Origin of the sequence: Streptosporangium sp. NPDC049078 (assembly GCF_040648855.1) — a bacterium.
Taxonomy (GTDB): Bacteria; Actinomycetota; Actinomycetes; order Streptosporangiales; family Streptosporangiaceae; genus Streptosporangium.
In genome coordinates, this window is record NZ_JBEZEL010000027.1 from 42025 (window position 1) to 64276 (window position 22252).

20 protein-coding genes are annotated in these 22252 nt (G+C 70.4%); 17 read left to right on the forward strand and 3 right to left on the reverse strand.

The annotated features are described in order from the left end of the window. The first annotated feature begins 161 nt into the window (after nucleotides 1-161). Entirely contained in the window at nucleotides 162-713 is a 552-nt protein-coding gene (locus AB0B90_RS35710; protein WP_350949140.1) for an HIT domain-containing protein, read from the forward strand. Here AB0B90_RS35710 and AB0B90_RS35715 read toward each other — a convergent pair. The 3 genes from AB0B90_RS35715 to AB0B90_RS35725 form a co-directional block, all read right to left on the reverse strand. After that, nucleotides 656-2908, reverse strand: a complete 2253-nt coding sequence (locus tag AB0B90_RS35715; protein ID WP_350949141.1) for a hypothetical protein — start codon at nucleotides 2906-2908, stop codon at nucleotides 656-658. The genes AB0B90_RS35710 and AB0B90_RS35715 overlap by 58 nt on opposite strands. Nucleotides 2909-3006: 98 nt before the next feature. After that, complete coding sequence (locus AB0B90_RS35720; RefSeq protein WP_350949142.1) at nucleotides 3007-4605, reverse strand: family 10 glycosylhydrolase; 1599 nt, start codon at nucleotides 4603-4605, stop codon at nucleotides 3007-3009. A gap of 159 nt (nucleotides 4606-4764) precedes the next feature. After that, nucleotides 4765-6897, reverse strand: coding sequence for an elongation factor G-like protein EF-G2 (locus AB0B90_RS35725; protein WP_350949143.1), 2133 nt, complete (start codon nucleotides 6895-6897; stop codon nucleotides 4765-4767). Between the two features lie 324 nt (nucleotides 6898-7221). On the opposite strand from AB0B90_RS35725, the gene pgsA reads away from it, so the two are divergent. The 16 genes from pgsA to AB0B90_RS35805 all read left to right on the forward strand — a co-directional run bounded on the left by pgsA (nucleotide 7222) and on the right by AB0B90_RS35805 (nucleotide 22221). Next, nucleotides 7222-7839: a phosphatidylinositol phosphate synthase gene (pgsA, locus tag AB0B90_RS35730; protein WP_350949144.1), complete on the forward strand. Its 618-nt coding sequence runs from the start codon at nucleotides 7222-7224 to the stop codon at nucleotides 7837-7839. Nucleotides 7840-7862: 23 nt separating this feature from the next. Next, nucleotides 7863-8786, forward strand: a complete 924-nt coding sequence (locus AB0B90_RS35735; protein ID WP_362905670.1) for a phosphatidylinositol mannoside acyltransferase — start codon at nucleotides 7863-7865, stop codon at nucleotides 8784-8786. After that, nucleotides 8783-10078 carry a glycosyltransferase family 4 protein gene (locus AB0B90_RS35740; protein ID WP_362926479.1) on the forward strand — a complete coding sequence of 432 codons (1296 nt, stop codon included), beginning with the start codon at nucleotides 8783-8785 and terminating at the stop codon, nucleotides 10076-10078. The genes AB0B90_RS35735 and AB0B90_RS35740 overlap by 4 nt, the downstream gene beginning before the upstream one ends. Next, nucleotides 10075-10617: a hypothetical protein gene (locus tag AB0B90_RS35745; protein WP_350949147.1), complete on the forward strand. Its 543-nt coding sequence runs from the start codon at nucleotides 10075-10077 to the stop codon at nucleotides 10615-10617. The genes AB0B90_RS35740 and AB0B90_RS35745 overlap by 4 nt, the downstream gene beginning before the upstream one ends. A gap of 107 nt (nucleotides 10618-10724) precedes the next feature. After that, the gene (locus tag AB0B90_RS35750) at nucleotides 10725-11741 is read left to right on the forward strand and encodes a DUF3048 domain-containing protein (protein WP_350949148.1); all 1017 of its coding nucleotides are present in this window, start codon (nucleotides 10725-10727) and stop codon (nucleotides 11739-11741) included. 152 nt (nucleotides 11742-11893) lie between these two features. After that, nucleotides 11894-12808, forward strand: a complete 915-nt coding sequence (gene pdxS / locus AB0B90_RS35755) for a pyridoxal 5'-phosphate synthase lyase subunit PdxS (RefSeq protein ID WP_350949149.1) — start codon at nucleotides 11894-11896, stop codon at nucleotides 12806-12808. Between the two features lie 32 nt (nucleotides 12809-12840). After that, nucleotides 12841-13431 carry a pyridoxal 5'-phosphate synthase glutaminase subunit PdxT gene (gene pdxT, locus AB0B90_RS35760; RefSeq protein ID WP_350949150.1) on the forward strand — a complete coding sequence of 197 codons (591 nt, stop codon included), beginning with the start codon at nucleotides 12841-12843 and terminating at the stop codon, nucleotides 13429-13431. A 3-nt stretch (nucleotides 13432-13434) separates the two neighbouring features. Further along, a complete protein-coding gene (locus AB0B90_RS35765; protein ID WP_350949151.1) occupies nucleotides 13435-14187 on the forward strand; it encodes a YebC/PmpR family DNA-binding transcriptional regulator in 753 nt (250 codons plus the stop codon). Nucleotides 14188-14255: 68 nt separating this feature from the next. Continuing rightward, complete coding sequence (locus AB0B90_RS35770; RefSeq protein WP_350949152.1) at nucleotides 14256-15533, forward strand: cation:proton antiporter; 1278 nt, start codon at nucleotides 14256-14258, stop codon at nucleotides 15531-15533. A 157-nt stretch (nucleotides 15534-15690) separates the two neighbouring features. Next, nucleotides 15691-16278: a crossover junction endodeoxyribonuclease RuvC gene (gene ruvC / locus AB0B90_RS35775; protein WP_362905710.1), complete on the forward strand. Its 588-nt coding sequence runs from the start codon at nucleotides 15691-15693 to the stop codon at nucleotides 16276-16278. Further along, entirely contained in the window at nucleotides 16275-16895 is a 621-nt protein-coding gene (ruvA, locus tag AB0B90_RS35780) for a Holliday junction branch migration protein RuvA (protein WP_350949153.1), read from the forward strand. The genes ruvC and ruvA overlap by 4 nt, the downstream gene beginning before the upstream one ends. A 46-nt stretch (nucleotides 16896-16941) precedes the next feature. Then, nucleotides 16942-18000 carry a Holliday junction branch migration DNA helicase RuvB gene (gene ruvB, locus AB0B90_RS35785; RefSeq protein WP_350949154.1) on the forward strand — a complete coding sequence of 353 codons (1059 nt, stop codon included), beginning with the start codon at nucleotides 16942-16944 and terminating at the stop codon, nucleotides 17998-18000. A 226-nt stretch (nucleotides 18001-18226) separates the two neighbouring features. Beyond that, nucleotides 18227-18592 carry a preprotein translocase subunit YajC gene (yajC, locus tag AB0B90_RS35790; protein WP_350949155.1) on the forward strand — a complete coding sequence of 122 codons (366 nt, stop codon included), beginning with the start codon at nucleotides 18227-18229 and terminating at the stop codon, nucleotides 18590-18592. An 84-nt stretch (nucleotides 18593-18676) separates the two neighbouring features. After that, entirely contained in the window at nucleotides 18677-20440 is a 1764-nt protein-coding gene (secD, locus tag AB0B90_RS35795) for a protein translocase subunit SecD (RefSeq protein ID WP_350949156.1), read from the forward strand. Then, nucleotides 20440-21498 carry a protein translocase subunit SecF gene (secF, locus tag AB0B90_RS35800; RefSeq protein ID WP_350949157.1) on the forward strand — a complete coding sequence of 353 codons (1059 nt, stop codon included), beginning with the start codon at nucleotides 20440-20442 and terminating at the stop codon, nucleotides 21496-21498. Before secD ends, secF begins: the two co-directional genes overlap by 1 nt. Before the next feature lie 204 nt (nucleotides 21499-21702). Then, a complete protein-coding gene (locus AB0B90_RS35805) occupies nucleotides 21703-22221 on the forward strand; it encodes an adenine phosphoribosyltransferase (protein ID WP_350949158.1) in 519 nt (172 codons plus the stop codon). Nucleotides 22222-22252 lie beyond the last annotated feature (31 nt).

Consider the following 22252-nt stretch of genomic DNA (forward strand, 5'->3'; position numbering starts at 1 on the left):
CCCTGGGCGGCGGAAGGTCTCCCGTGGAGGGCTCGGAAACCTTTCCACGGGGGCCTGAGGCGCCCACGGGCCTTTAGCCCCGGCGGGCCTTCTCGGAGGCTCGGGAAGGCCGGGGGGAGGCGCGAGGCGACGGTAATCGGCGTGGCAATATGCTGGCGGCCATGAGCAACGAGCCGGAGGCGCAGCACGGAGCGGGGACACCGGACGCGTTCCAGAGACTCTGGACCCCCCACCGGATGGCGTACATCAAGGGGGAGGGTAAACCGGCGGGTTCCGGCCCCGAGGACGGCTGCCCGTTCTGTGAGATCCCCCGTATGAGCGATGAGGACGGTTTGGTCGTCGCGCGGGGAGAGAAGGTCTTCGCACTGCTCAACCTCTACCCCTACAACTCCGGCCACCTGATGGTCTGCCCTTACCGGCACGTGCCCGACTACACCGACCTGGACGAGGCCGAGACCTTCGAACTCGCCGACTTCACCCGGCGGGCGCTGGTGGCCCTGCGTAAGGCGAGCGGCGCGCAGGGCTTCAACGTGGGCATGAACCTGGGAGGCGTGGCGGGCGCCGGGATCGCCGCCCACCTGCACCAGCACGTGGTGCCCCGGTGGGGCGGCGACACCAACTTCATGCCCGTCGTCGGCCAGACCAGGGTGCTTCCTCAGCTGCTGCGCGACACCAGGGAGTTGCTCGCCGGCTGCTGGCCCGGCTCCTCGTAGCGCGGCACGTCCTCGTCCAGCGCCTTGATGCCCGCCGACAGCGTCAGCGGCACGGCGAGCGCCAGCGCCATGGACAGCACCGCGGCCCCCGAGTCGTTGACCAGCATGCCGACCACCCCGCTGACCAGGGTGCCGATCAGCCCTGCCCGCAGCGCGGGGGAGTGCGCGAACGCGGCGGGCAGCACCCCCGCGCTCGCCTGCTCCGGGCGGAGCAGCGCGTAGACGAGGAAGGCCACCGCGGCGATCACGACGGGCATCAGGTTGGGGTTGAGCAGTGTGCCCAGCATCGCGCCGAACTTGCGGCCGATCACCTCCAGGGCCTCCCCGGTGAACACCTGGCCGACGAAGCGGCCCAGATGCGTCTGCGAGCCCGCGGGACGCAGATAGTCGAGATAGGCGATGGACATCACGATGACGCCGCCCGCCACGCAGAACGCGCCCAGCTTGACGATCGAGACCCGCCTGCCCGCGATCAGCAGCGCGGTCACCGCGATGCCCGGCACGAACGCGATCACCCCGCCGAAGTCGCTGCCCACGCCCGGCCAGCCGCCCAGGATCATCGCGAAACCGCCCAGCGCCGCCACGACGGCGGCCGCGACCACGCTCGCGCGGCTCCCGCCCATCGGGTGAGCCGACACGACGGCGACCGTGGCGCCCTCGTGCGCGGGTCGATCCACCACGGGGGCATCGGCGTGATCGCCGAGAGCCGGCCGGTCCACCGGCGCGTCCGCGCGGTCGGCGCGGTCGGCGCGCGTCAGCCGGTGCGCGATCGTGGCGGCGAACAGCAGCACCGAGGTGGCGAAGAGCGCGAACGGGATGTTGCCCAGCCCGTAGTAGCGGGCTCCGACCACGGCGCTGTAGCCCATCACGCTGTTGAGCTGCAGGGTCGTCCCGGTCAGCAGGTCGCCCGCCAGCACCGCCGCGGTCACCCCCGCCACCACCGCCAGCGGCCCGAGCGGCGCCCGGCGCCAGGGCCCCGCCAGCGCGGTCGCGGCCAGCAGCAACGCGCATCCGGTGATTCCGCCGACCAGCGCGAGCACCGGCGAGCCCGCGTGATGCCAGGGGGTGAGGTTCACCAGGTACGTCGACACGGGCACCGAGGCCAGCGCGACCGCGGCGACGCGGACGCCGCTCAACCCTCGCCTGCGGCGCATCAGCAGGAAGGCGACCAGGTAGAACGCGACCTGCAGCACCGCGACGGTGGTGAAGAAGATCCCGCCCACGTTTCTGATCGTCTCCCCGGCCACGTCGGCCCGATCCAGCGCGACCCGCGCCGTCTCGGTGCCGCCGGTGCGCCTCTCGGCGGCCTGCCAGGGAACCCCGATCACGCCCGGCGGCGCCGCGACGCCCGTCAGGGAGAGCATCGTCGCGGTGATGTCCGGCAGGATCGTGGTGTCGTCGCGGTGCGTGGAGGCCGCGCCCAGGAAGCGGCCGGAGACGTCTGCGTCACGCATCATCGCCACCCGCAGGTGCGGGTTGCCGCCGTGGTCGGACAGGCCCGCCAGCAGCACGCGGGTGTCCTCGGGCAGCATGCTCAGCACCGCCCCCGTCTTGGCGTCGGCGAGGCGCAGCGCCGCGGCCCGCTCCCGCGCGGTGAGCCCGTCCTCCTCCCGGGGCAGCCGGTCGCCGGTCAGGTACGGCCTGATGAGGTCGTCGACGTCGACGGCGATCACCCGGCACCCGGTGAGCGCGTCGGCGCGGATCTGGGCGGGGGAGGGGGCGTACACGTCGACCCTGCCCGAGCGGTCGGCGAGCGCGAGCGCGGCCCCGGGGCCGATCGCCAGCGTGCACTCACCGGCGGCGTGAACGGCCTCGCCGAGGGCGCCCGCGTTGCGCTGGCCGGCGACCCGGTGCAGGTACTCGTAGCCGGGGATGACCGCGCCCGCCGCGTCGGGCTCGGGCAGCGGGGGGAGTCCGCAGCCGTGGCCGACCGCGGACCTCACCCCCGCCGACACCGTCAGCCACCCGTCGTAGGGGCAGGTGACCCTGCCGACCGTGCGGACCGAGAGGGAGCCGACCGCGCTCCGCCCGGCGAGCTGCCACAGGTTCGGGGTGCCGGTGGGGCTGAGGTCACTCCACCGCAGGCCGGGAATGCCGATCAGCACCACCCGTCCGTCCACTCGAGTGGCGGACTGCGCGGCCCCCGGCCACAGCAGGCCCAGCACCACCGCGAGCGCGACAAGCGTCCGCTTCACGAACGACCTCCCCTTCAGGCTCCTGCCAGGTGCTGGAACCGTAGGGCAAGATCGTGTCACCGGTCCAGCGTGTCAGGAGACCGGCGGGGATCGGGTTCTCAGGTCCCGTTCTTGGCCGTGGTGGGATCGCTCTCGTTCTGCAGGCGGTCCAGGGCGGTGACCAGGTAGGTGCCGCCACCCGTCGCGGTGAAGGTCTGGCGGTCGCCGGCCGCCGCGGGCACGACCGCGACCAGGTTGCGGGCGTCGGCGATGGCGCAGTCTCCGGGCTTGCCCGAGGCGATCCGGTAGACCGCGTACGACCGGGCGTCAGGAGAGCTCTTCCAGCCGAGGGAGGTGCCCTGGAGCCGCACGTCGGCGGGCTTGGCCGGAGCCTGGCCGCCGCGGTCCTTCATCAGCGGCAGCAGCGCGGGGCGGCTGTAGTGGTCCTTGGCGACGCGGTCGATCGCTCCCAGCGGGTTGGTGGCGAGCTGCTTGGCGCTGAAGTAGACGTCACCGGTGACCTGCTCGTACTTGCGGTTGCGCGTGAGGTGGGAGGACATCTCGCCGGGCTTGGTCCAGGCGGCCGTGTCGGTGGCGCCGACACGGTACAGGCCCTGGCCGATGTAGAGGTGCACGCCGGTGCCCTTGACCTCGTTGGCCCACCACGGCATCAGGACGTCGTAGTCGGCGATCTTGAGCCCGCGCGGCCAGTACAGCTGCGGGATGACGTAGTCGACCGTGCCCTTCTTGATCCAGTGACGGGCGTCGGCGTAGATGGCGTCGTACGCGGACATGCCGCCGGTGGCCGAGCCGCTGGGGTCTTCGGCCTTGTTGCGCCAGATCCCGAACGGGCTGACACCGAACTTCACGCTGTTCCTGACCTCGTGCACGGTCTTGTCGACCTGCGCGATCAGCTTGTTGACGTTCGCGCGGCGCCAGTCGGCGAGCGTGGCGCCCTTGCCGTACTTGGCGAAGGCGGCGTCGTCGGCGAACTTCGCGCCCGCCACGGGATAGGGGTAGAAGTAGTCGTCGAAGTGGACCCCGTCGACGTCGTAGCGGGTCACCACGTCCTTGACGACCTTGGTGACATAGTCGCGGACCGCGGGCAGGCCGGGGTTGTAGTAGGCCAGACCCCCGTATTTCACGATCCACTCGGGGTGGAGCCGGGCGGGGTGCCTCGCGGGCAGCTTGGACAGGTCGCCGTCGGCGGACGCGCGGTAGGGGTTGAACCACGCGTGGAACTCCAGGCCGCGCCGATGGGCCTCGGCGACGAGGAAGGGCAGCGGGTCCCAGCCGGGGTCCTTGCCCACCGTGCCGGTCAGATACTGCGACCACGGCTCCAGATCCGACTTGTACAGCGCGTCGGAGGCGGGGCGGATCTGGACGAACACCGCGTTGAACCGCCGCTTGACCGCGTCGTCGAGGATCTTGACGTACTCGGCCTGCTGGCGGGCCGGGGACAGGCCGGTGCGCGAGGGCCAGTCGATGTTCTTGACCGTGGCGATCCACACTCCGCGCAGCTGCCGCTTGGGGTACTTCGCGTCGACGTCGCAGCGCGCCGAGGCGGCGGTCGTCGCGCCGGCCGTCTCGGACGAGGCCGCCGAGCTCTTGTCGCCCTTCGGCCGGGCGGGTGCGGCCTCGGGACCGAAGGTGTAGGCGGCCCCCGTGGTCAGGACGGCGAGGGCGGCAGCGGCCAGAAGAGGGCGTCCGTTTCGCATGGTTCCCCAGTGTGGCACCAGCACCGGTGTGCTCTGACCGGAAAAACGAAATCCTTTCGTGATGACTCCGTTATACGAGTGCATGATGTGAGGCGTGTGCCGGACGATGCGCCCTTCCTGTGAGGTGGGGCACCGTCCGGCACACCCGTCACCGCTCTGTCAGCCGGTGATTTTGTCCATCAGATGCGGCGGAAGCGGCTCGTAGCGCAGGAAGACCCGCTGGAACGTCCCCGTCCCGTGCGACATGGATCTCAGGTCGATCGAGTATCGCGTGATCTCCAGCTCGGGCACCTCGGCCCTGACCAGGGTGCGCCCGACGCCCACCGGCTCCGTGCCGAGCACGCGGCCCCTGCGCGAGGACAGGTCGGACATCACCGCGCCGACGTGGTCGTCGGCGATCAGGACGGACACCTCGTCCACCGGTTCGAGCAGCAGCATGGGCACCTTGGCCGCGGCCTCCTTCAGCGCGAGCGCCCCGGCGATCTGGAACGCCATGTCGGAGGAGTCGACCGAGTGGGCCTTGCCGTCGTACAACGTGACCCGCACGTCCACCATGGGATAGCCGGCGAGCACGCCGCGCTGCATCTGGGTGCGGACCCCCTTCTCCACCGAGGGGATGAACTGGCGCGGCACCACACCGCCGACGACCTTGTCCACGAACTCGAAGCCGCCGCCGGACGGCAGGGGCTCGACCTCCAGGTGGCAGACGGCGAACTGGCCGTGGCCGCCGGTCTGCTTGACGTTGCGGCCCAGGGCCTGGCAGCTGCCGCCGAAGGTCTCCCTGAGCGGCACCCGCAGTTCGGTCTTCTCCACCTCCACGCCGTGCCGCCGGCTCAGCCGGTCGAGGAGCACGTCGGTGTGGGCCTCGCCCATGCACCACAGCACGAGCTGGCGGGTCTCGGGGTTGTTCTCCAGCCTGAGGGTGGGGTCCTCGGCGACCAGCCGCTGCAGGGCCTGGCTCAGCTTGTCGTCGTCGGCCTTGGACCTGGGCTGGATCGCCACCGGCAGCAGTGGCTCCGGCATGGACCAGGCCGTCATCAGCAGCGGGTTGTCCCGGTCGGACAGGGTGTCGCCGGTCTCGGCGCGCGACAGCTTGGCCACCGCCGCGATGTCCCCGGCCACGCACTTGGGAACCGTCCGCTGGTGCTTGCCCAGCGGCGAGGAGAGCGTGCCGATGCGCTCGTCCACGTCGTGGTCCTCGTGTCCGCGGTCGGACAGGCCGTGCCCCGAGACGTGCACCGTCATGTCCGGGCGCAGCGTGCCGGAGAAGACCCGCACCAGGCTGATCCTGCCCACGTACGGGTCGCTGGTGGTCTTGACGATCTCGGCGACGAGGGGGCCTTCGGGGTCGCAGGTGATACCGGAGACGGGCTCGCCGCCGATCGACATGATCTCGGGCATGGGGTGCTCGGGCGGCGAGGGGAACCCCTGGGTGACGAGCTCCAGGATCTCCAGGGCGCCCACGCCCGCCCCCGCGGCCAGCACGGGGTAGAAGCCGCCGCGCGCGACGGCCTTCTCCAGGTCCTCGATGAGGGCCTTGGTGTCGATCTCCTCGCCGGAGAGGTAGCGGTCCATCAGGGACTCGTCCTCGCTCTCCTGGATGACGCCCTCGATCAGGGCGCCCCGGTAGAGCTCGATCTGGTCGGCGTAGGCGGGGCCGGGGGAGTTCTCCGTCCGGGTGCCGGTCGCGTAGTTGTAGAACCGCTGGCTCAGCAGGCCGATCAGGCCGTTCACCCTGCCGTTGGTCACCACCGGCAGGTAAAGCGGGGACACACCGTCGCCGAAGGCGTCCTGGCAGGCGCCGAGGGTGTCCTCGAAGTTCGCCCGCTGGTGGTCGATCTTGGTGATCACGACCGCGCGGGGCATCCCGACCGCCGCGCACTCGTCCCAGATCATCCTGGTCAGGCCGTCCACGCCGTCGACGGCCGAGACGACGAACAGCGCCGCGTCGGCCGCGCGCAGTCCGGCGCGCAGGTCGCCGACGAAGTCGGCGTAGCCGGGCGTGTCCAACAGGTTGATCTTGATGTCGTTGTGGACCACGGGGGCCACGGTCAGGTTCACCGAGCGTTGCTGGCGCACCTCGACCTCGTCGAAGTCGCTCACGGTCGTGCCGTCCTCGACCCTGCCGGGCCGCTGGACGGTCCGGGTCGCGGCCAGCAGCGCCTCCACGAGCGTTGTCTTCCCGGAGCCGGAATGGCCGACCAGCACGACGTTTCGTATCATGTCCGGCCGGTCGGCCGTGGGTGCTCTCCCCGCGGCTCCCGCTGTTCCGCCGGTCGCTCTTTCCGCCACATCGCCTCCCGCGTCGTTGCCGAAGGGGCCGCGGCCTGGTGGGGCCACACCCCCGGGGTCCGCTACCGAGTGCTCACGGTTCTCGCGTCGGGTAAGTCGGGTAAGTCGGGTAAGTCAGGTAAATCGCGTGGACTCGGTCTGTTCACCAAATACCCATGTGGCGAATATCACAAGAGGGGTGAGGGGATCCTCTTGCCAGAGTGAGACCGGATCGCTAAGTGTCGGGGTCGTCCCGGCCGCCCCGGTGAACGCCGTTTCCCCGGGGCGCGCCGCCCCCACCGCCGACGCACGCGCGGGGGCCGGGTGGCCTACGATCGGAGCGCGATGTTGAAACTTCTGCGCCCCGCCGTCACCAGGCTCTTGACCCCGCTGGGCAGGGCACTCACCCGCCACGGGATCAGCCCCAACGCCGTCACCGCCGTCGGCACGCTCGGCACCGTCGCCGCGGCCCTGTTCTTCTACCCGAGGGGCGAGCTGTTCGCCGGTACGATGGTGATCACCTTTTTCGTGCTGGCCGACCTCCTCGACGGGGTGATGGCCAGGATGACGGGCTCAGGAAGCACCTGGGGCGCCTTCCTCGACTCCACCCTGGACCGGGTCGGCGACGCCGGCATCTTCTCCGGGCTGGTGTTCTGGTTCGTCGTGAGCGAGCAGCGGGTGCTGGCGGGGGTCGCGCTCTTCTGCCTCGTCGCGGGGGCGGTGGTCTCGTACGTCAAGGCCAGGGCAGAGGCATTGGGCATGACGTGTGACGTCGGCCTCGCCGAGCGGCCCGAGCGCCTGGTCGTGGGCCTGGTCTCCGCCGGTCTGGGCGGTCTGGGCGTGCCCTACATCCTCGCCGCGGGGCTCTGGCTGCTCGCCGTCGCCAGCGCGGTGACGGTCGGCCAGCGCCTGCTGCACGTGCGCCGGCAGGCCGTCTCCACCCCGCCGCGGACCCTCCGCTGACCCTCCGCCGATCGGAAAGAGCGATGACCGACAAGCCCTCCCCCCAGGATCGTCTCGTCGCGGCGGCGTTCGGCGCCGGCTGGACGATCGTGCCCCGCCTGCCGGAGAGGCTCACCGCCTGGGCCTTCCGCGTCGCCGCCGACCGGCTGTGGAAGCGTCGCGGCAAGTCGGTGCTCAGACTTGAGGCCAACCTCGCCAGGGTCAAGGGCACCTCGCCGGGTGACCCGGCGATCCGGGCACTCAGCCGTGACGGCATGCGCTCCTACTTCCGCTACTTCCACGAGGTGTTCCGGCTGCCCTCGATCCCCGTCGACGAGCTCGTCTCCCGCATGCGGGTGGCCGGGGCCGAGCCCGTCTACGACAACCTCGCCAGGGGGCGTGGCGTGGTCCTGGCTCTGCCGCACATGGGCAACTGGGACCAGGCGGGCGCCTGGTTCGCGGGTACGGGTCATCCGTTCACCACGGTCGCCGAGCGGCTCAAGCCCGAGTCGCTGTTCCACCGGTACACGGCCTTCCGCGAAGGGCTCGGCATGGAGGTGCTGCCGCTCACCGGCGGTGACGGCCACACCTTCGGCACCCTGGCGCAGCGCCTGCGCGCCGGCCTGCCGGTCGCCCTTCCCGCCGAGCGCGACCTGACCGCGAAGGGGGTCGAGGTGCAGTTCTTCGGCGCGGCCACGCGGATGCCCGCCGGTCCCGCCCTGCTGGCCGTGCACACCGGGGCCGCCCTCATCCCGGCGATTCCCTACTTCGAGGAGAACGGCTGGGGGCTGCAGTTCCACGAGGAGATCGCGATCCCGGCCGAGGGCAGCAGGCAGGAGAAGGTGGCCGTCGTGGCGCAGAGCCTCGCCACCGTCTTCGAGAAGGGCATCGCCGAGCACCCCGAGGACTGGCACATGCTCCAGCGCCTCTGGCTCGAGGACCTGGAGCCCAGGAAGGCCCAGGCATGAGGATCGGCATCGTCTGCCCCTACACGTGGGACGTGCCGGGCGGCGTCCAGGTGCACATCCGCGACCTGGCGGAGGCGCTCATGGCCGACGGCCACCACGTCTCGGTGATCTCCCCGGCCGCGGAGAACGCGGAGTTGCCCCCGTACGTGATCTCGGCGGGCCGCGCCGTCCCGGTGCCCTTCAACGGGTCGGTGGCCAGGATGTCGTTCGGATTCCTGTCGGCGAACCGGGTGCGCCGCTGGGTGCGCGAGGGCCGCTTCGACGTGCTGCACGTGCACGAACCGGCGATCCCCTCGCTGGGCCTGCTCGCCTGCTGGGTGGCGAGGGGGCCGATCGTGGCCACCTTCCACGCCTCGTACGGCAACTCCCGTTCCTTCTCGGTGGGGGTGCCGGTCATCATGAGCGCGCTGGAGAAGATCGGCGGCAGGATCGCCGTCTCCGACGCCGCGAGGAAGACCCTGGTCGAGTTCATGGGCGGCGACGCCGTGCTCATCCCCAACGGGGTGACGGTGAGCCGCTACACCGAGGGTGAGCGGCTCCCCGGCTGGGACGAGGGCGAGGTGATCGGCTTCCTGGGCCGGATGGACGAGCCGCGCAAGGGCCTGCCGGTGCTGCTGGAGGCGTTCGCCCTGCTCGCCGCCGAGCGGCCGTCGCTGCGCCTGCTGCTGGCGGGGCCCGGTGACGCGGACGAGGTGCTGGAGCGGGTTCCGGCCGCCTTCCACGACCGGATCGGCCTGCTCGGCATGGTGAGCGAGGAGGACAAGGTGCGCGCCTACCACACCGTCGACGTCTTCTGCGCGCCCAACCTGGGTGGTGAGAGCTTCGGCATCGTGCTGACCGAGGCGATGTCGGCGGGCGCGGCGATCCTGGCGAGTGACATCCCCGCCTTCCGCAAGGTGCTCGACGACGGCGGGGCGGGGGCGTTGTTCGAGACGGGCGACGCCGCGTCGCTCGCCCGCGAGGCCGCCGCGCTGCTCGACGATCCCGAACGCCGGGCCAGGCTGTCGCAGGCCGCCCGGCAGGCCGTGCGCAAGTACGACTGGTCGACGGTCGCCCGCGACGTCCTGCGGGTCTACGAGACCGTGGCGAGCACGGCCGGGGTCGAGGAGGACGCGGTGGCAGGCCCGGTGGAAGACGCTGCGGAGGACCCCGTGACGGGCACTGTGACCGGACCTGCGGAAGGCCCGGTGGAAGGCGCGGTGGAAGGCCTGGTGGCGGGCGCCGGGCCGGCCGGGGTCGGAACCGGGGGAGAGCCGGCGGGTACGCCGGCCGAGAGGAATGACGCGCTGTGACGACGACCACGCTGATCCTGGTGGCGGGCGCGATCGTGGTGCTTCTCGCCGTCTACGTCTCCTGGCGGGCGGGGCGGCTCGACCGGTTGCACATCCGGCTGGAGCTGGCCCGCGAGTCCCTGGACGCCGCCCTGGTGCGGCGGACCGCCGTCAGCCTGGAGCTGGCGGCCTCCCGGCTGCTGGACCCGGCGACGAGCCTGGTGCTGGCCGCGGCCGCCCACGAGGCCCGTACGGCGGGTCCCGAGGAGCGCGAGCACGCCGAGAGCGACCTGTCGCGCGCGCTGCGCGCCGTCGTCGACCAGGAGCGCTTCCGTGACCGGCTGGCCGACACCCCGGCCGGATCGGAGCTGATCGAGGAGCTGGACGCCGCGGTGGCGAAGGTCCTGTACTCCCGCCGGTTCTACAACAACGCGGTGGGCGTCACCCGGACGGCGCAGCGCCGCTGGCTGGCCCGCACGCTGCGGCTGGCGGGGCACACCGAGTATCCGGCCTTCTTCGAGATCGACGACGTGCCCCCGAAGGCCCTGGCCGCTGAATAGGGATAAATAAGACGCACATAAACTGGAGTATCTGACAAGTCGGACACCGGTAAGCTCTTGGCGATTCTTGACTGAGTGATCGAGTGGCCGACTTGAGGAGATGAGCCGTGCGGGTGTCCCGGATGATCGCCGTCACGCTGGCGGGAGTCGCGGTCCTTGCACCGGTCGCGGCCTGTTCCTCCGACGGGCCGGCCTCGCCGGGGAGCCCGGCGGGCGCGGCGGGCGAGCCGAGCGCGGACCCGACCCCCACGCCCGAGCCGACACACCCCTTCACCGGCCTGCCCGGCGCGGCGCGCCGGGCGGTGCTCGCGGTGAAGATCGAGAACACCTCGGCGGGCAAGCCGCAGCTCGGCCTGAAAAGCGCCGACATCGTCTACGTCGAGCAGGTCGAGGCGGGCCTCACCCGCCTGATGGCGATCTTCTCCTCGAAGATCCCGGCCAAGGTCGGCCCGGTCCGCAGCGCCCGCATCTCCGACCTGCACATCGTCCCGCAGTTCGGCAGACCGGCCTTCGCCTACTCGGGCGCGCAGACCAAGATGCTCCCCTTCATCGCCGAGGCCCCGCTCTTCGACGTCTCCGACAGCAGGGAGCCGGGCGCGTACTTCCGCCAGCCGGGACGCTACGCCCCCTACAACCTGTTCGCCAACACCAAGGACCTGCTGGCCGGGGCGCCCAAGGCGAGCAAGGCCAAGGACATCGGGTTCACCTTCGGCGAGGCCCCCGAGGGCGGCGTGTCGCGCAAGACGTACAGCGTGAAGTACCCGGCGGCGCGCTTCACCTTCGGCTGGTCGGAGACGGCGGGCAAGTGGCTGGTCTGGCAGGACGGCAAGAAGGACATGGCGGCCGAGGGCGGCCAGCTCGGCGCGCCCACGATCGTCGTGCAGTACACCAAGACGGAGCGTTCGCAGTTCCACGACAAGAACCAGAGCTACACCCCGCTGGTGCACAGCACGGGCAAGGGCAGGGCGATCGTGCTCCGTGACGGGCAGGCGTTCAAGGCCCGCTGGTCGCGGCCGGACGAGAAGGACGGCACCGTCTTCACCACCGAGACGGGCGAGCCGATGAACTTCGCCCCGGGGCAGGTCTGGGTCGTGCTCGCCTCCGCCAAACCCGTCATCCCCTGACGCGCACGTCCTGTACATACTGTCCAAGAAGATCATCCAAGGACGACAAGGCGTCGGGTAAGGGGGCAGGCCGCCAGCGCCTACGATGGAAGGCGTACTGGCCGTCCTCGGACGGCCCGTGTCCGCAGCCAGCCGTCGTGAGGTAGAAGACCGTGTCCAGCAGCACGCCCGAAGTCAGCGAGACGACCGTCACCGGAACCGCCCGGGTCAAGCGCGGCATGGCAGAGATGCTCAAAGGCGGCGTCATCATGGACGTCGTCAACGCCGAGCAGGCCAAGATCGCCGAAGACGCCGGTGCCGTCGCCGTCATGGCCCTTGAGCGGGTGCCCGCCGACATCCGCGCCCAGGGCGGCGTCTCCCGGATGAGCGACCCCGACATGATCGACGGCATCATCTCCGCCGTCTCGATCCCGGTCATGGCCAAGGCCCGCATCGGCCACTTCGTCGAGGCGCAGGTGCTCCAGTCGCTCGGCGTCGACTACATCGACGAGTCCGAGGTGCTCACCCCCGCCGACTACACCAACCACATCGACAAGTGGCAGTTCACCGTGCCCTTCGTCTGCGGCGCGACCAACCTGGGTGAGGCGCTGCGCCGCCTCACCGAGGGCGCGGCGATGATCCGCTCCAAGGGAGAGGCCGGCACCGGCGACGTCTCCAACGCCACCACCCACATGCGCAAGATCAGGGGTGAGATCAAGCGTCTGGGCTCACTGCCCGAGGACGAGCTCTATGTCGCGGCCAAGGAGCTCCAGGCGCCGTACGAGCTGGTCGCCGAGGTCGCCAGGACCGGCAAGCTGCCGGTCGTGCTGTTCACCGCCGGCGGCATCGCCACCCCGGCCGACGCGGCGATGATGATGCAGCTCGGCGCCGAGGGCGTGTTCGTCGGCTCGGGCATCTTCAAGTCCGGCAATCCCGCCGAGCGTGCCTCCGCGATCGTCAAGGCCACCACCTTCCACGACGACCCCGACGTCATCGCGAAGGTCTCCCGGGGGCTGGGCGAGGCGATGGTCGGCATCAACGTCGACGACATCCCGGCCCCGCACCGGCTGGCCGAGCGCGGCTGGTAGGGCACACCCCACCCGTACCGGAAGGACCATCGGTGACCATCGTCCCCACGATCGGCGTGTTCGCGCTGCAAGGAGACGTGCGCGAGCACACTCGCTCCCTGGAGGCGGTGGGCGCGAGAGCGGTCGCCGTACGGCGCCCCCGCGAGCTGGAGGCGGTCGACGGCCTCGTCATCCCCGGCGGTGAGTCCACCACGATGTGGAAACTCGCCGAGACCTTCGAGCTGCTCGAACCACTCCGGATGCGGATCAAGGCGGGAATGCCCGCCTACGGCTCCTGCGCCGGGATGATCATGCTGGCCGACCGGATCGAGGGCGGGATCGAAGGCCAGCAGACGATCGGAGGCATCGACATGGTCGTCCGCCGCAACGCCTTCGGACGCCAGGTCGACTCCTTCGAGGCCGACATCGACTTCGCCGGTCGCGGCACCACGCGGGCCGTCTTCATCCGCGCACCCTGGGTGGAATCGGTGGGTTCGGAGGTCGAAGTGCTGGCACTGGCCGAACCTGGGGATAGGATCGTCGCGGTCCGTCAAGGACCGTTGCTCGCCACGTCCTTCCACCCGGAACTTACCGGGGATGTCGGTGTGCATTCATATTTCGCTGAGATGGTGAGGGAGCTCTAGGCGATGTCCGGCCACTCCAAATGGGCGACGACGAAGCACAAGAAGGCCGCGCTCGATTCCAAGCGCGGCAAGCTGTTCGCCAAGCTCATCAAGAACATCGAGGTCGCGGCCCGGACGGGCGGACCCGATCCGGACGGCAACCCGACGCTGTACGACGCCATCACCAAGGCGCGCAAGAGTTCGGTCCCGATCGACAACATCGAGCGTGCCCGTAAGCGCGGGGGCGGTCTCGAGGCCGGCGGCGCCGACTGGCAGACCATCATGTACGAGGGTTACGCCCCCGGCGGCGTCGCGGTGCTGATCGAGTGCCTCACCGACAACCGCAACCGCGCGGCCTCCGAGGTCCGCGTCGCGCTGACCCGCAACGGCGGCTCGCTGGCCGACCCGGGTTCGGTGTCCTACATGTTCAACCGCAAGGGTGTCGTGCTCGTCCCCAAGGGCGAGCTGGGCGAGGACGACGTGCTGGTCGCGGTCCTCGACGCGGGTGCCGAGGAGGTCAACGACCTGGGCGACCAGTTCGAGGTCGTCTCGGAGGCCACCGACCTCGTCCCGGTCCGCAAGGCCCTGCAGGAGGCCGGGATCGACTACGACTCGGCCGAGTCCAGCTTCATGCCGACGCTGAACGTCCCGCTGGACGAGGAGGGCGCCCGCAAGGTCTTCAGGCTGATCGACGCCCTTGAGGACAGCGACGACGTGCAGAACGTCTGGGCAAACTTCGACGTCTCCGACGAGGTCATGGAGAAGCTCGACGCGTAGTCCGATTTTTCGGACCTCGCGCTGCTCGTGAGGTTTGTCCGCGTGGTCCAGGGCAGATCACGCGGACAATGGGCAATCCTGACCTCATCTTCGCCGTGGCGGGCGTTGCCGCGCTGCTCGCGGCCACACTGCCGCGACTTCTCAACCGCCGCCCCTTCTCGCTGCCCCTCGCCTGCCTGCTGGTCGGCCTGGTCCTCTACGCCCTGCCCCTGGAGCTGCCCGATCCCGATCCGGTGGCTCACCGGACACTGGTCGAGCACGTCACCGAGATCTGCGTGCTGGTCTCGCTCATGGGCGCGGGGCTGGCCATCAACCGGCCCTTCGGGCGGCGCGGCTGGTCCTCGACCTGGCGCCTGCTCGGGTGGACGCTCCCGCTCACCGTCCTCGCCGTGGCCGCCGCCGCGTACGGCCTGCTCGGCTGGCCCCTCGCGGCGGCGTTGCTGCTGGGCGCGGTCCTCGCGCCGACCGACCCGGTGCTCGCCTCCGACGTTCAGGTCGGCGAGCCCGTCGACTCGGAGAAGGCCGACGACGAGGTCCGCTTCGCCCTCACCTCCGAGGCGGGCCTCAACGACGGCCTGGCCTTCCCCCTGGTGTACGCCGCCATCACGCTGGCCGTCAGCGGGGGGACCGGCTGGATCGGCGAGTGGGCGCTGGTGGACCTGCTCTACCGGTGCGTCGCGGGCGTGGTGTGCGGCCTGCTGATCGGCAAAGGGCTGGGGCGGCTGTTCTTCCGTGCCGAGAAGCCCGACCTGCGGCTGGCCGAGCACCGCGACGGCTTCGTGGCGCTGGCCGCGACGTTCCTGGCCTACGGCCTCACCGAGCTGGTGCACGGGTACGGCTTCATCGCGGTGTTCGTGACCGCCTGCACCATCAGGGCGGCCGAGCGCAGCCACGGCTACAACGGGGTGCTGCACGGCTTCATAGAGCAGATCGAGCGGCTGTTCACCGCCTGGCTGCTCCTGCTGCTCGGAGGCTTCGTCGCGGTGGGGGGACTGTCCGCGCTCACCTGGCGGGGAGCCGTGGTCGGCCTGTCGCTGCTGCTCGTCATCCGGCCGCTGGTCGGGTGGCTCTCCCTGCTGAGAGGCGGGGCGGGGCCGCGCGAGCGCGTCGTGGCGGCGTTCTTCGGCGTCCGCGGCATCGGCTCGTTGTTCTACCTCGCCTACGCCCTCGGCCAGGCCGACTTCGGCGTACCCGCCGAGGAGATCTGGGCCGTGGTCGCCTTCACCGCGACGGCCTCCCTGGTGATCCACGGAATCTCGGCCTCGCCGGTGATGAACCGCCTGGACCTGCTGCGCGACCGGGCAGGGAACGACCGTGACGCGGAACCCGCCACCCAGCACCCGTGAGACGGATCCCCTGGAGGCGGCGAGGCGTGAGCAGGTGCCTGCCGCTCCGCCTCTCGACGGGCCGGGGGAGAGCCGTGCGCGGGATGCTCTCACGCGGTAGAGTCTGCCACCGAACAGATGTTCGGCGAGCGGAGGCGTGTCGGTGCGATTGCCCGAGTTGCGGGTGATGGGGGTTGATCCGGGGCTCACCCGATGCGGGCTCGGCGCCGTCGAGGGGCGGCCCGGCGCACCGCTGAGCCTGATCAAAGTGGGGGTCGTCCGCACCCCCGCCGACGACGAGATCGGCGCCCGGTTGGTGGCGATCGAGGCGGGCATCGAGCAGTGGCTCGACGAGGTCCGGCCCGACGCGGTGGCCGTGGAGCGGGTCTTCGCCCAGCACAACCTCAGGACCGTGATGGGCACCGCCCAGGCCTCCGCCGTGGCGATCCTGTGCGCCTCCCGCAGGGGCCTGCCGGTCGCGCTGCACACGCCGTCCGAGGTCAAGGCCGCGATCACCGGCAGCGGCACGGCGGACAAGCAGCAGGTCGGCACGATGGTGACCCGCCTGCTGAGGCTGGACGCGATGCCCAAGCCCGCCGACGCCGCCGACGCGCTCGCCCTCGCGATCTGCCACGTGTGGCGGGGCGGGGCACAGAGCAGGCTGGCCGAGGCCGCCGCGAAGGCCGCGAGCGCCTCCGGCACGACCCCCGCCGCCTACTTCCGGAGTCGTGGCAGGGCCGGACACCCGAGAGGAACCGCGAAGTGATCGCCTCGGTGCGAGGACAGGTGACCGCGATCGCGCCCGACGGTGCGGTCGTCGAGGTCGGCGGGGTGGGAGTTCTCGTGCACTGCACGCCGGGCACCCTGGCGACGCTCAGGACGGGGGAGGAGGCCAGGCTGGCCACCTCGCTGGTGGTCCGCGAGGAGTCGCTCACGCTGTTCGGCTTCGCCACCGAGGACGAGCGCGGCACCTTCGAGATGCTGCAGACGGCGAGCGGGGTCGGCCCCAAGGTCGCCCTCGCGATGCTGGCCGTGCACACTCCCAACGCGCTCCGGGTGGCCGTGGCCTCCGCCGACGTCAAGGCGCTGACCAGGGTCCCCGGGGTGGGGCCGAAGGGTGCCCAGCGGATCATCGTCGACCTCAAGAACAAGCTCGGCACTCCCGAGGAGGCCGTCAGCGCCGCGCTCGACGGCAGAGCCGTCGCGCCCGCCTGGCGGGGTCAGGTCCACTCGGGGCTGGTCGGTCTTGGCTACTCGGTGCGAGACGCCGACGAGGCGGTCGCCGCCGTCGAGCCCCAGGCCGACGCCGAGATGGCCGAGGGCCGCACCCCCCAGGTGGCGCCCCTGCTCAAGGCGGCCCTCCGCGCGCTGAGCGTGCGATGAGGGGTGCGGGTGAGTCCGCCGTAGGGCGGGACGAGGGAGGGGCGGCGTGAGTTCCGATCGTGATCTGGTGTCGCCGGACGCCGAGGGCGACGAGAGATATATCGAGGCGGCACTGCGGCCCAAGCGGCTGGAGGAGTTCATCGGTCAGGCGCGGGTGCGCGAGCAGCTGTCACTGGTGTTGCAGAGCGCGCTGCGACGCAACAGGCCGCCGGATCACGTGCTGATGAGCGGCGGTCCCGGACTGGGCAAGACGACCCTCTCCATGATCATCGCGACCGAGCTCTCCGTGCCCATCCGGATCACCTCCGGGCCCGCGCTGGAGCGGGCCGGTGACCTCGCGGCGATCCTGTCGACGCTCTCGGAGGGCGAGGTCCTGTTCATCGACGAGATCCATCGCATGGCGAGGCCCGCCGAGGAGATGCTCTACCTCGCGATGGAGGACTTCCGCGTCGACATCGTGGTGGGCAAGGGGCCGGGGGCGACCGCGATCCCACTGGAGATCGCCCCGTTCACCCTGGTCGGGGCCACCACCCGGGCCGGGATGCTCCCCGCGCCGCTGCGCGACCGCTTCGGTTTCGTCGCGCACATGGACTTCTACGGGGTCGCCGAGCTGGAGGAGGTGCTGCACCGCTCCTCGCGTCTGCTGGGCGTCGCGCTCCCCGGCGACGCCGCCCGCGAGATCGCCGGCCGTTCCCGGGGCACCCCCCGCATCGCCAACCGGCTGCTGCGCCGGGTCCGCGACTTCGCCGAGGTGCGCGCCGAGGGGGTGGTCACCCGGGATGTCGCCTCCGCCGCGCTCAACCTCTACGAGGTCGACGCCGAAGGGCTCGACCGGCTCGACCGGGCGGTGCTCGGAGCGCTGCTGCGCAAGTTCGGCGGCGGGCCGGTGGGGCTGTCGACGCTGGCGGTGGCCGTGGGGGAGGAGCCCGAGACGGTCGAGGTGGTCGCCGAGCCGTTCCTGGTGCGGCAGGGACTCCTCGCCCGCACCCCCCGCGGCCGGGTCGCGACCGCTGCGGCCTGGACCCACCTGGGTCTGGTCCCCCCGCCCGACGCCTTCGGTGCCTCGTTTCTCATCGATCTTGAGGATGATGCCGGGCAAATCTAGCGTTGGGAGTCGGTAGGGAAGTCGTACGGGATTGATCACAGAACGATGACAACTGTATCGAAATGGGAACTTCCCTGCGAGCCGAATCGTGACTTCGTTGCCCCGCTCTTAACAGCTCGCCTAAACTCCGAGCCTTGGCTGGCTGTGTAGGCTGACGTGCTGAGCGGCGTGGTCGTATGTGGCGTCCGGTTTTCGCCGGTCAATCTTCAAGAAAAGGAGCGGCCCTGTGGGCGGCAACTATTCGAGCCTGATCATGATCGCTCTCATGGTCGTGGTGTTCTACTTCCTGCTTATCCGGCCGCAGCGCAAGCGGCAGCAGGAGCAGCTCAAGATGCAGAACAGTCTCACGCCGGGCACCGGTGTCATGACCACGACGGGCCTCTTCGGGACCGTGGTGGCCATCGACAACGAGGACGTGATCCTGGAGATCGCCCCCGGTGTGGAGACCCGCTGGGTCAAGGCGGCGATCGGCCGTGTCCTGGTTCCCGTCGACGACGCGGAGGAGGAGAATGTCAAGGCTGTCGACCGCGATTTCGCGGAGACGGCGGAACAGCAGGGTGCAGACCACGACACGACGAGCAAGAAGCCGTGAGTAGCCTCACCTCCAACCCCCTATAACCGAAAGAACTGACGACCAGTGGCCCGACCGACCAGCGGCCAGAGCAGACCGGGGCGCATGCTCCTGGTGCTTCTGGCGATCATTCTCGCCATGGGCGGGGCGATGCTCCTCAACAAGGCGTACACGCCGGAGTATGGCCTCGACCTCGCCGGCGGCACGACCGTGACGCTCCAGCCCATCACGCCGAACGGGGGCGCTCCCTCGCAGGAGAGCCTCGACCTCGCCGTGAACATCATCCGTGAGCGGGTGAACGGCAGCGGCATCTCCGACGCCGAGGTCGCCAAATCCGGTGACAACATCGTCATCTCCGTTCCCGGAGCAGGCCAGGAGGAAGTCGTCAAGCTGGTCGGCACCACCGCGGAGCTGAGGTTCCGCCAAGTGCTGGCGATCGGGGCCGGGTCACCTCCGCCCCCGGGGCAGCTCTCCACCGAGGCGCCGACGCCGACACCGTCCCCTGCGAGCACCGAATCCGGGCGCAAGGGGTCCAAGGAGCCCAAGCCCGCCGAGTCGGTGACTCCGAAGCCCGACGCGACCGCCGCGCCCGACACGGACGCCTCTCCGGCCGGTCGTGCCCTGTCGTCGGCACTCACCAACCCGAGCCCCGGCGCCACCGCCGCGCCCTCCGCCGAGCCGAGCGGTGACAAGCCCGCCAAGCCGGACGCGAGTGCCGCGCCCGAGACCAGCGCCGTGCCGACGACCCCGCCGACGGCGGCCGACGACCCGATGGCGGGCGTCGACCCCACCGGGATCGACCCGGAGGCGCTCAAGCAGTTCCAGGCGCTCGACTGCGCCAAGGACGCGGGCCGCGGGGCACAGGACGCGCCGGACAAGCAGTACGTGGGCTGCAGCCAGGACGGCGGCACCAAGTTCGTGCTGGAGAAGGCGGCCGTCACCGGCACCTCGATCGACACCGCGTCCTCCGGCGTCGACCAGACCACCGGTGAGTGGCTCGTCCAGCTCTCCTTCAAGGGCCAGGGCCCCGACCAGTGGTCGAAGGTCACCACCACCGCCTTCAACTCGCAGGCTCCCCGCAACCAGGTCGCCATGGTCCTCGACGGTGTGATCATCTCCGCGCCCGTCATCCAGGAGCCCATCACCGGCGGCCGGGCGCAGATCTCCGGCAGCTTCAACCAGGTGACGGCCGACGAACTGGCCAACCAGCTCAAGTACGGCGCGCTGCCGCTGAAGTTCGAGAAGAGCTCCATCGAGGAGGTCTCCTCCACGCTGGGCGCCGACCAGCTGCGCGGCGGCCTCATCGCGGGCGCGATCGGCCTCCTGCTGGTCGTGATCTACTCGATGCTCTACTACCGGGGTCTGGGCGTCGTGTCGGTGCTGAGCCTCCTGGTCGCCACGATCCTGACCTACCAGTCCGTCGTGCTGCTCGGCGCGTTCGCGGGCTTCCGCCTCTCGCTGCCGCACGTCATCGGACTGATCGTCTCGATCGGTATCACCGCGGACTCGTTCATCGTCTACTTCGAACGCATCCGCGACGAGATGAAGGAGGGCCGGCGCTCGCTGCGCACGGCCATCGAGGTCGCCTGGGTCCGCGCCCGGCGGACGATCCTCATCGCCGACGCCGTCATGTTCATCGCCGCCGTGGTGCTCTACTTCCTGGCGGTCGGAGGCGTGGCCGGCTTCGCCTTCGCCATGGGCCTGACCACGCTCATCGACATCGCGGTGGTGTTCATGTTCACCAAGCCGTTCGTCGCGATGCTGGCCAAGCTGAAGTTCTTCGCCAAGGGGCACAGGCTCTCCGGGCTCGACGCCGAGCGTATGAGCGAGACCACCGTCGCACCCAAGACCGTTCCGCAGGAGGCCTGATGTCCGGCATCGCGCGCCGGCTGTACCGGGGCGAAATCGACGTCGACTTCGTCGGCCGTCAGAAGCTCTGGTACGCCCTTTCCGCAATCCTGCTGGTGGTCTCCATCGCCGGTCTGATCGTCAACGGCCTCAACCTGGGCGTGGAGTTCAAGGGCGGGTCCGTCTTCTCCTTCAAGGCCCCGACCGCCAACATCGAGCAGGTGCGCGCCACGTTCACCGAGGCCGGTGCGCACCAGATCATCGCGCAGACGACCCAGAACGGCTGGCGGGTCACCACCGAGAGCCTCCCGGCCGACCAGGTCACCGCGGTGCAGAAGGCGGTGGCCACCGAGTTCAAGATGCCGGCGGACCAGGTCAACCTGCAGGTCATCGGCGCCTCGTGGGGTGGTCAGGTGGCCAACAAGGCCATCATCGGACTGATCGTCTTCATGTTGGCGATCATCCTGTACCTGACGATGGCCTTCGAGTGGAAGATGGCGCTGGCCGCCGTCGTGGCGCTGCTGCACGACCTGGTGATCACCGCCGGTGTCTACGCCTGGTCCAACTTCGAGGTCACCCCGGCGACCCTGCTGGGCTTCCTCACGATCCTCGGATACTCGCTGTACGACGCCGTCGTCGTCTTCGACATGATCAAGGAAGTCACCGCCAAGCTCGGCACGACCTCCAAGCTGACCTACACCGAGGCCGCAAACAACGCGCTGAACCACACGCTGATCCGGTCGCTGAACACCACCCTGGTGGCGATCCTGCCGGTCGCGGCGATCCTCTTCATCGGCACCACGCTGTTCGGTGCCGGAACGTTGAAGGACCTGTCGCTGGCCCTGTTCGTCGGCATGCTCGTCGGCACCTACTCCTCGCTGTGCGTCGCGACACCGCTGCTGGTCACGCTCAAGGAGCGCGAGCCGCGCTACCAGGCGATCGCCCGCAGGATCGCCTCCCACGGGGGGAGTTCCGGGATCAAGACGGTGCGTCAGCCGGTCGCCGCCGGGGCCTCCAACGGCGCCGCCACGGTCGCCGGCGGAGCCGACTCCGCCGCCGGCAAGCGGAAGAAGAAGTAAGTACGGGCACGTCCGCGCCTCCGCTCCCCTCGCAGGGAGCGGAGGCGTTTTCCTTACCCTCCACCTTCCAGCCCCTTCCGGACCCCCGGCTCTTCCCTGACCTTGCGACACCCGCCCGCAGAGTCCTTCCGATGCGACACCCTCCGGACACCGCCGGGCCGTCCCGGTGTCCTCCGCCCCGACACCTCCACAGGAGCGCCACCCATGACCGAACTGAGCAGCCTGATCCTCGACCGCATCCGCGACGTGCCCGACTACCCGCAGCCCGGGGTGCTGTTCAAGGACATCACCCCCCTGCTCGGCGACCCGGTGGCGTTCACCGCGGTGATCGAGGAACTGGCCGGGCTGTACGAGGTGGACAAGATCGTCGGTATCGAGGCGCGGGGGTTCATCCTGGCGGCCCCGGTCGCCGTCCGGGCGGGCGCGGGCTTCGTCCCGGTACGGAAGAAAGGCAAACTGCCCTCCGAGACGCTTGAGGCGTCCTACGATCTGGAGTACGGCTCCGCCGTCATCGAGGTCCACCGGGACGCCTTCGCCCCCCAGGAGCGCGTTCTCATCGTCGACGACGTGCTCGCCACGGGAGGTACGGCGTGCGCGACGGTGGAGCTGGTCCGCAGGGCGGGCGCCGACGTCGTCGCCATCGCCGTGCTCATGGAGCTGGCCTTCCTCAAAGGCCGCGAGCGTCTGACCGACGTGGAGCTGCACTCCCTCGTCGTCGTCTGATCGCCCCCGCGGACGAAAGCACACAACCCGG

Excerpts from the sequence above, each read along its gene's own strand:
- AB0B90_RS35710 (WP_350949140.1), top strand. The coding sequence starts at position 162 with ATGAGCAACGAGCCGGAGGCGCAGCACGGAGCGGGGACACCGGACGCG.
- AB0B90_RS35720 (WP_350949142.1), bottom strand. The coding sequence starts at position 4,605 with ATGCGAAACGGACGCCCTCTTCTGGCCGCTGCCGCCCTCGCCGTCCTG.
- pgsA (WP_350949144.1), top strand. The coding sequence starts at position 7,222 with ATGTTGAAACTTCTGCGCCCCGCCGTCACCAGGCTCTTGACCCCGCTG.
- AB0B90_RS35735 (WP_362905670.1), top strand. The coding sequence starts at position 7,863 with ATGACCGACAAGCCCTCCCCCCAGGATCGTCTCGTCGCGGCGGCGTTC.
- AB0B90_RS35740 (WP_362926479.1), top strand. The coding sequence starts at position 8,783 with ATGAGGATCGGCATCGTCTGCCCCTACACGTGGGACGTGCCGGGCGGC.
- AB0B90_RS35765 (WP_350949151.1), top strand. The coding sequence starts at position 13,435 with ATGTCCGGCCACTCCAAATGGGCGACGACGAAGCACAAGAAGGCCGCG.
- AB0B90_RS35770 (WP_350949152.1), top strand. The coding sequence starts at position 14,256 with ATGGGCAATCCTGACCTCATCTTCGCCGTGGCGGGCGTTGCCGCGCTG.
- secD (WP_350949156.1), top strand. The coding sequence starts at position 18,677 with ATGCTCCTGGTGCTTCTGGCGATCATTCTCGCCATGGGCGGGGCGATG.
- secF (WP_350949157.1), top strand. The coding sequence starts at position 20,440 with ATGTCCGGCATCGCGCGCCGGCTGTACCGGGGCGAAATCGACGTCGAC.
- AB0B90_RS35805 (WP_350949158.1), top strand. The coding sequence starts at position 21,703 with ATGACCGAACTGAGCAGCCTGATCCTCGACCGCATCCGCGACGTGCCC.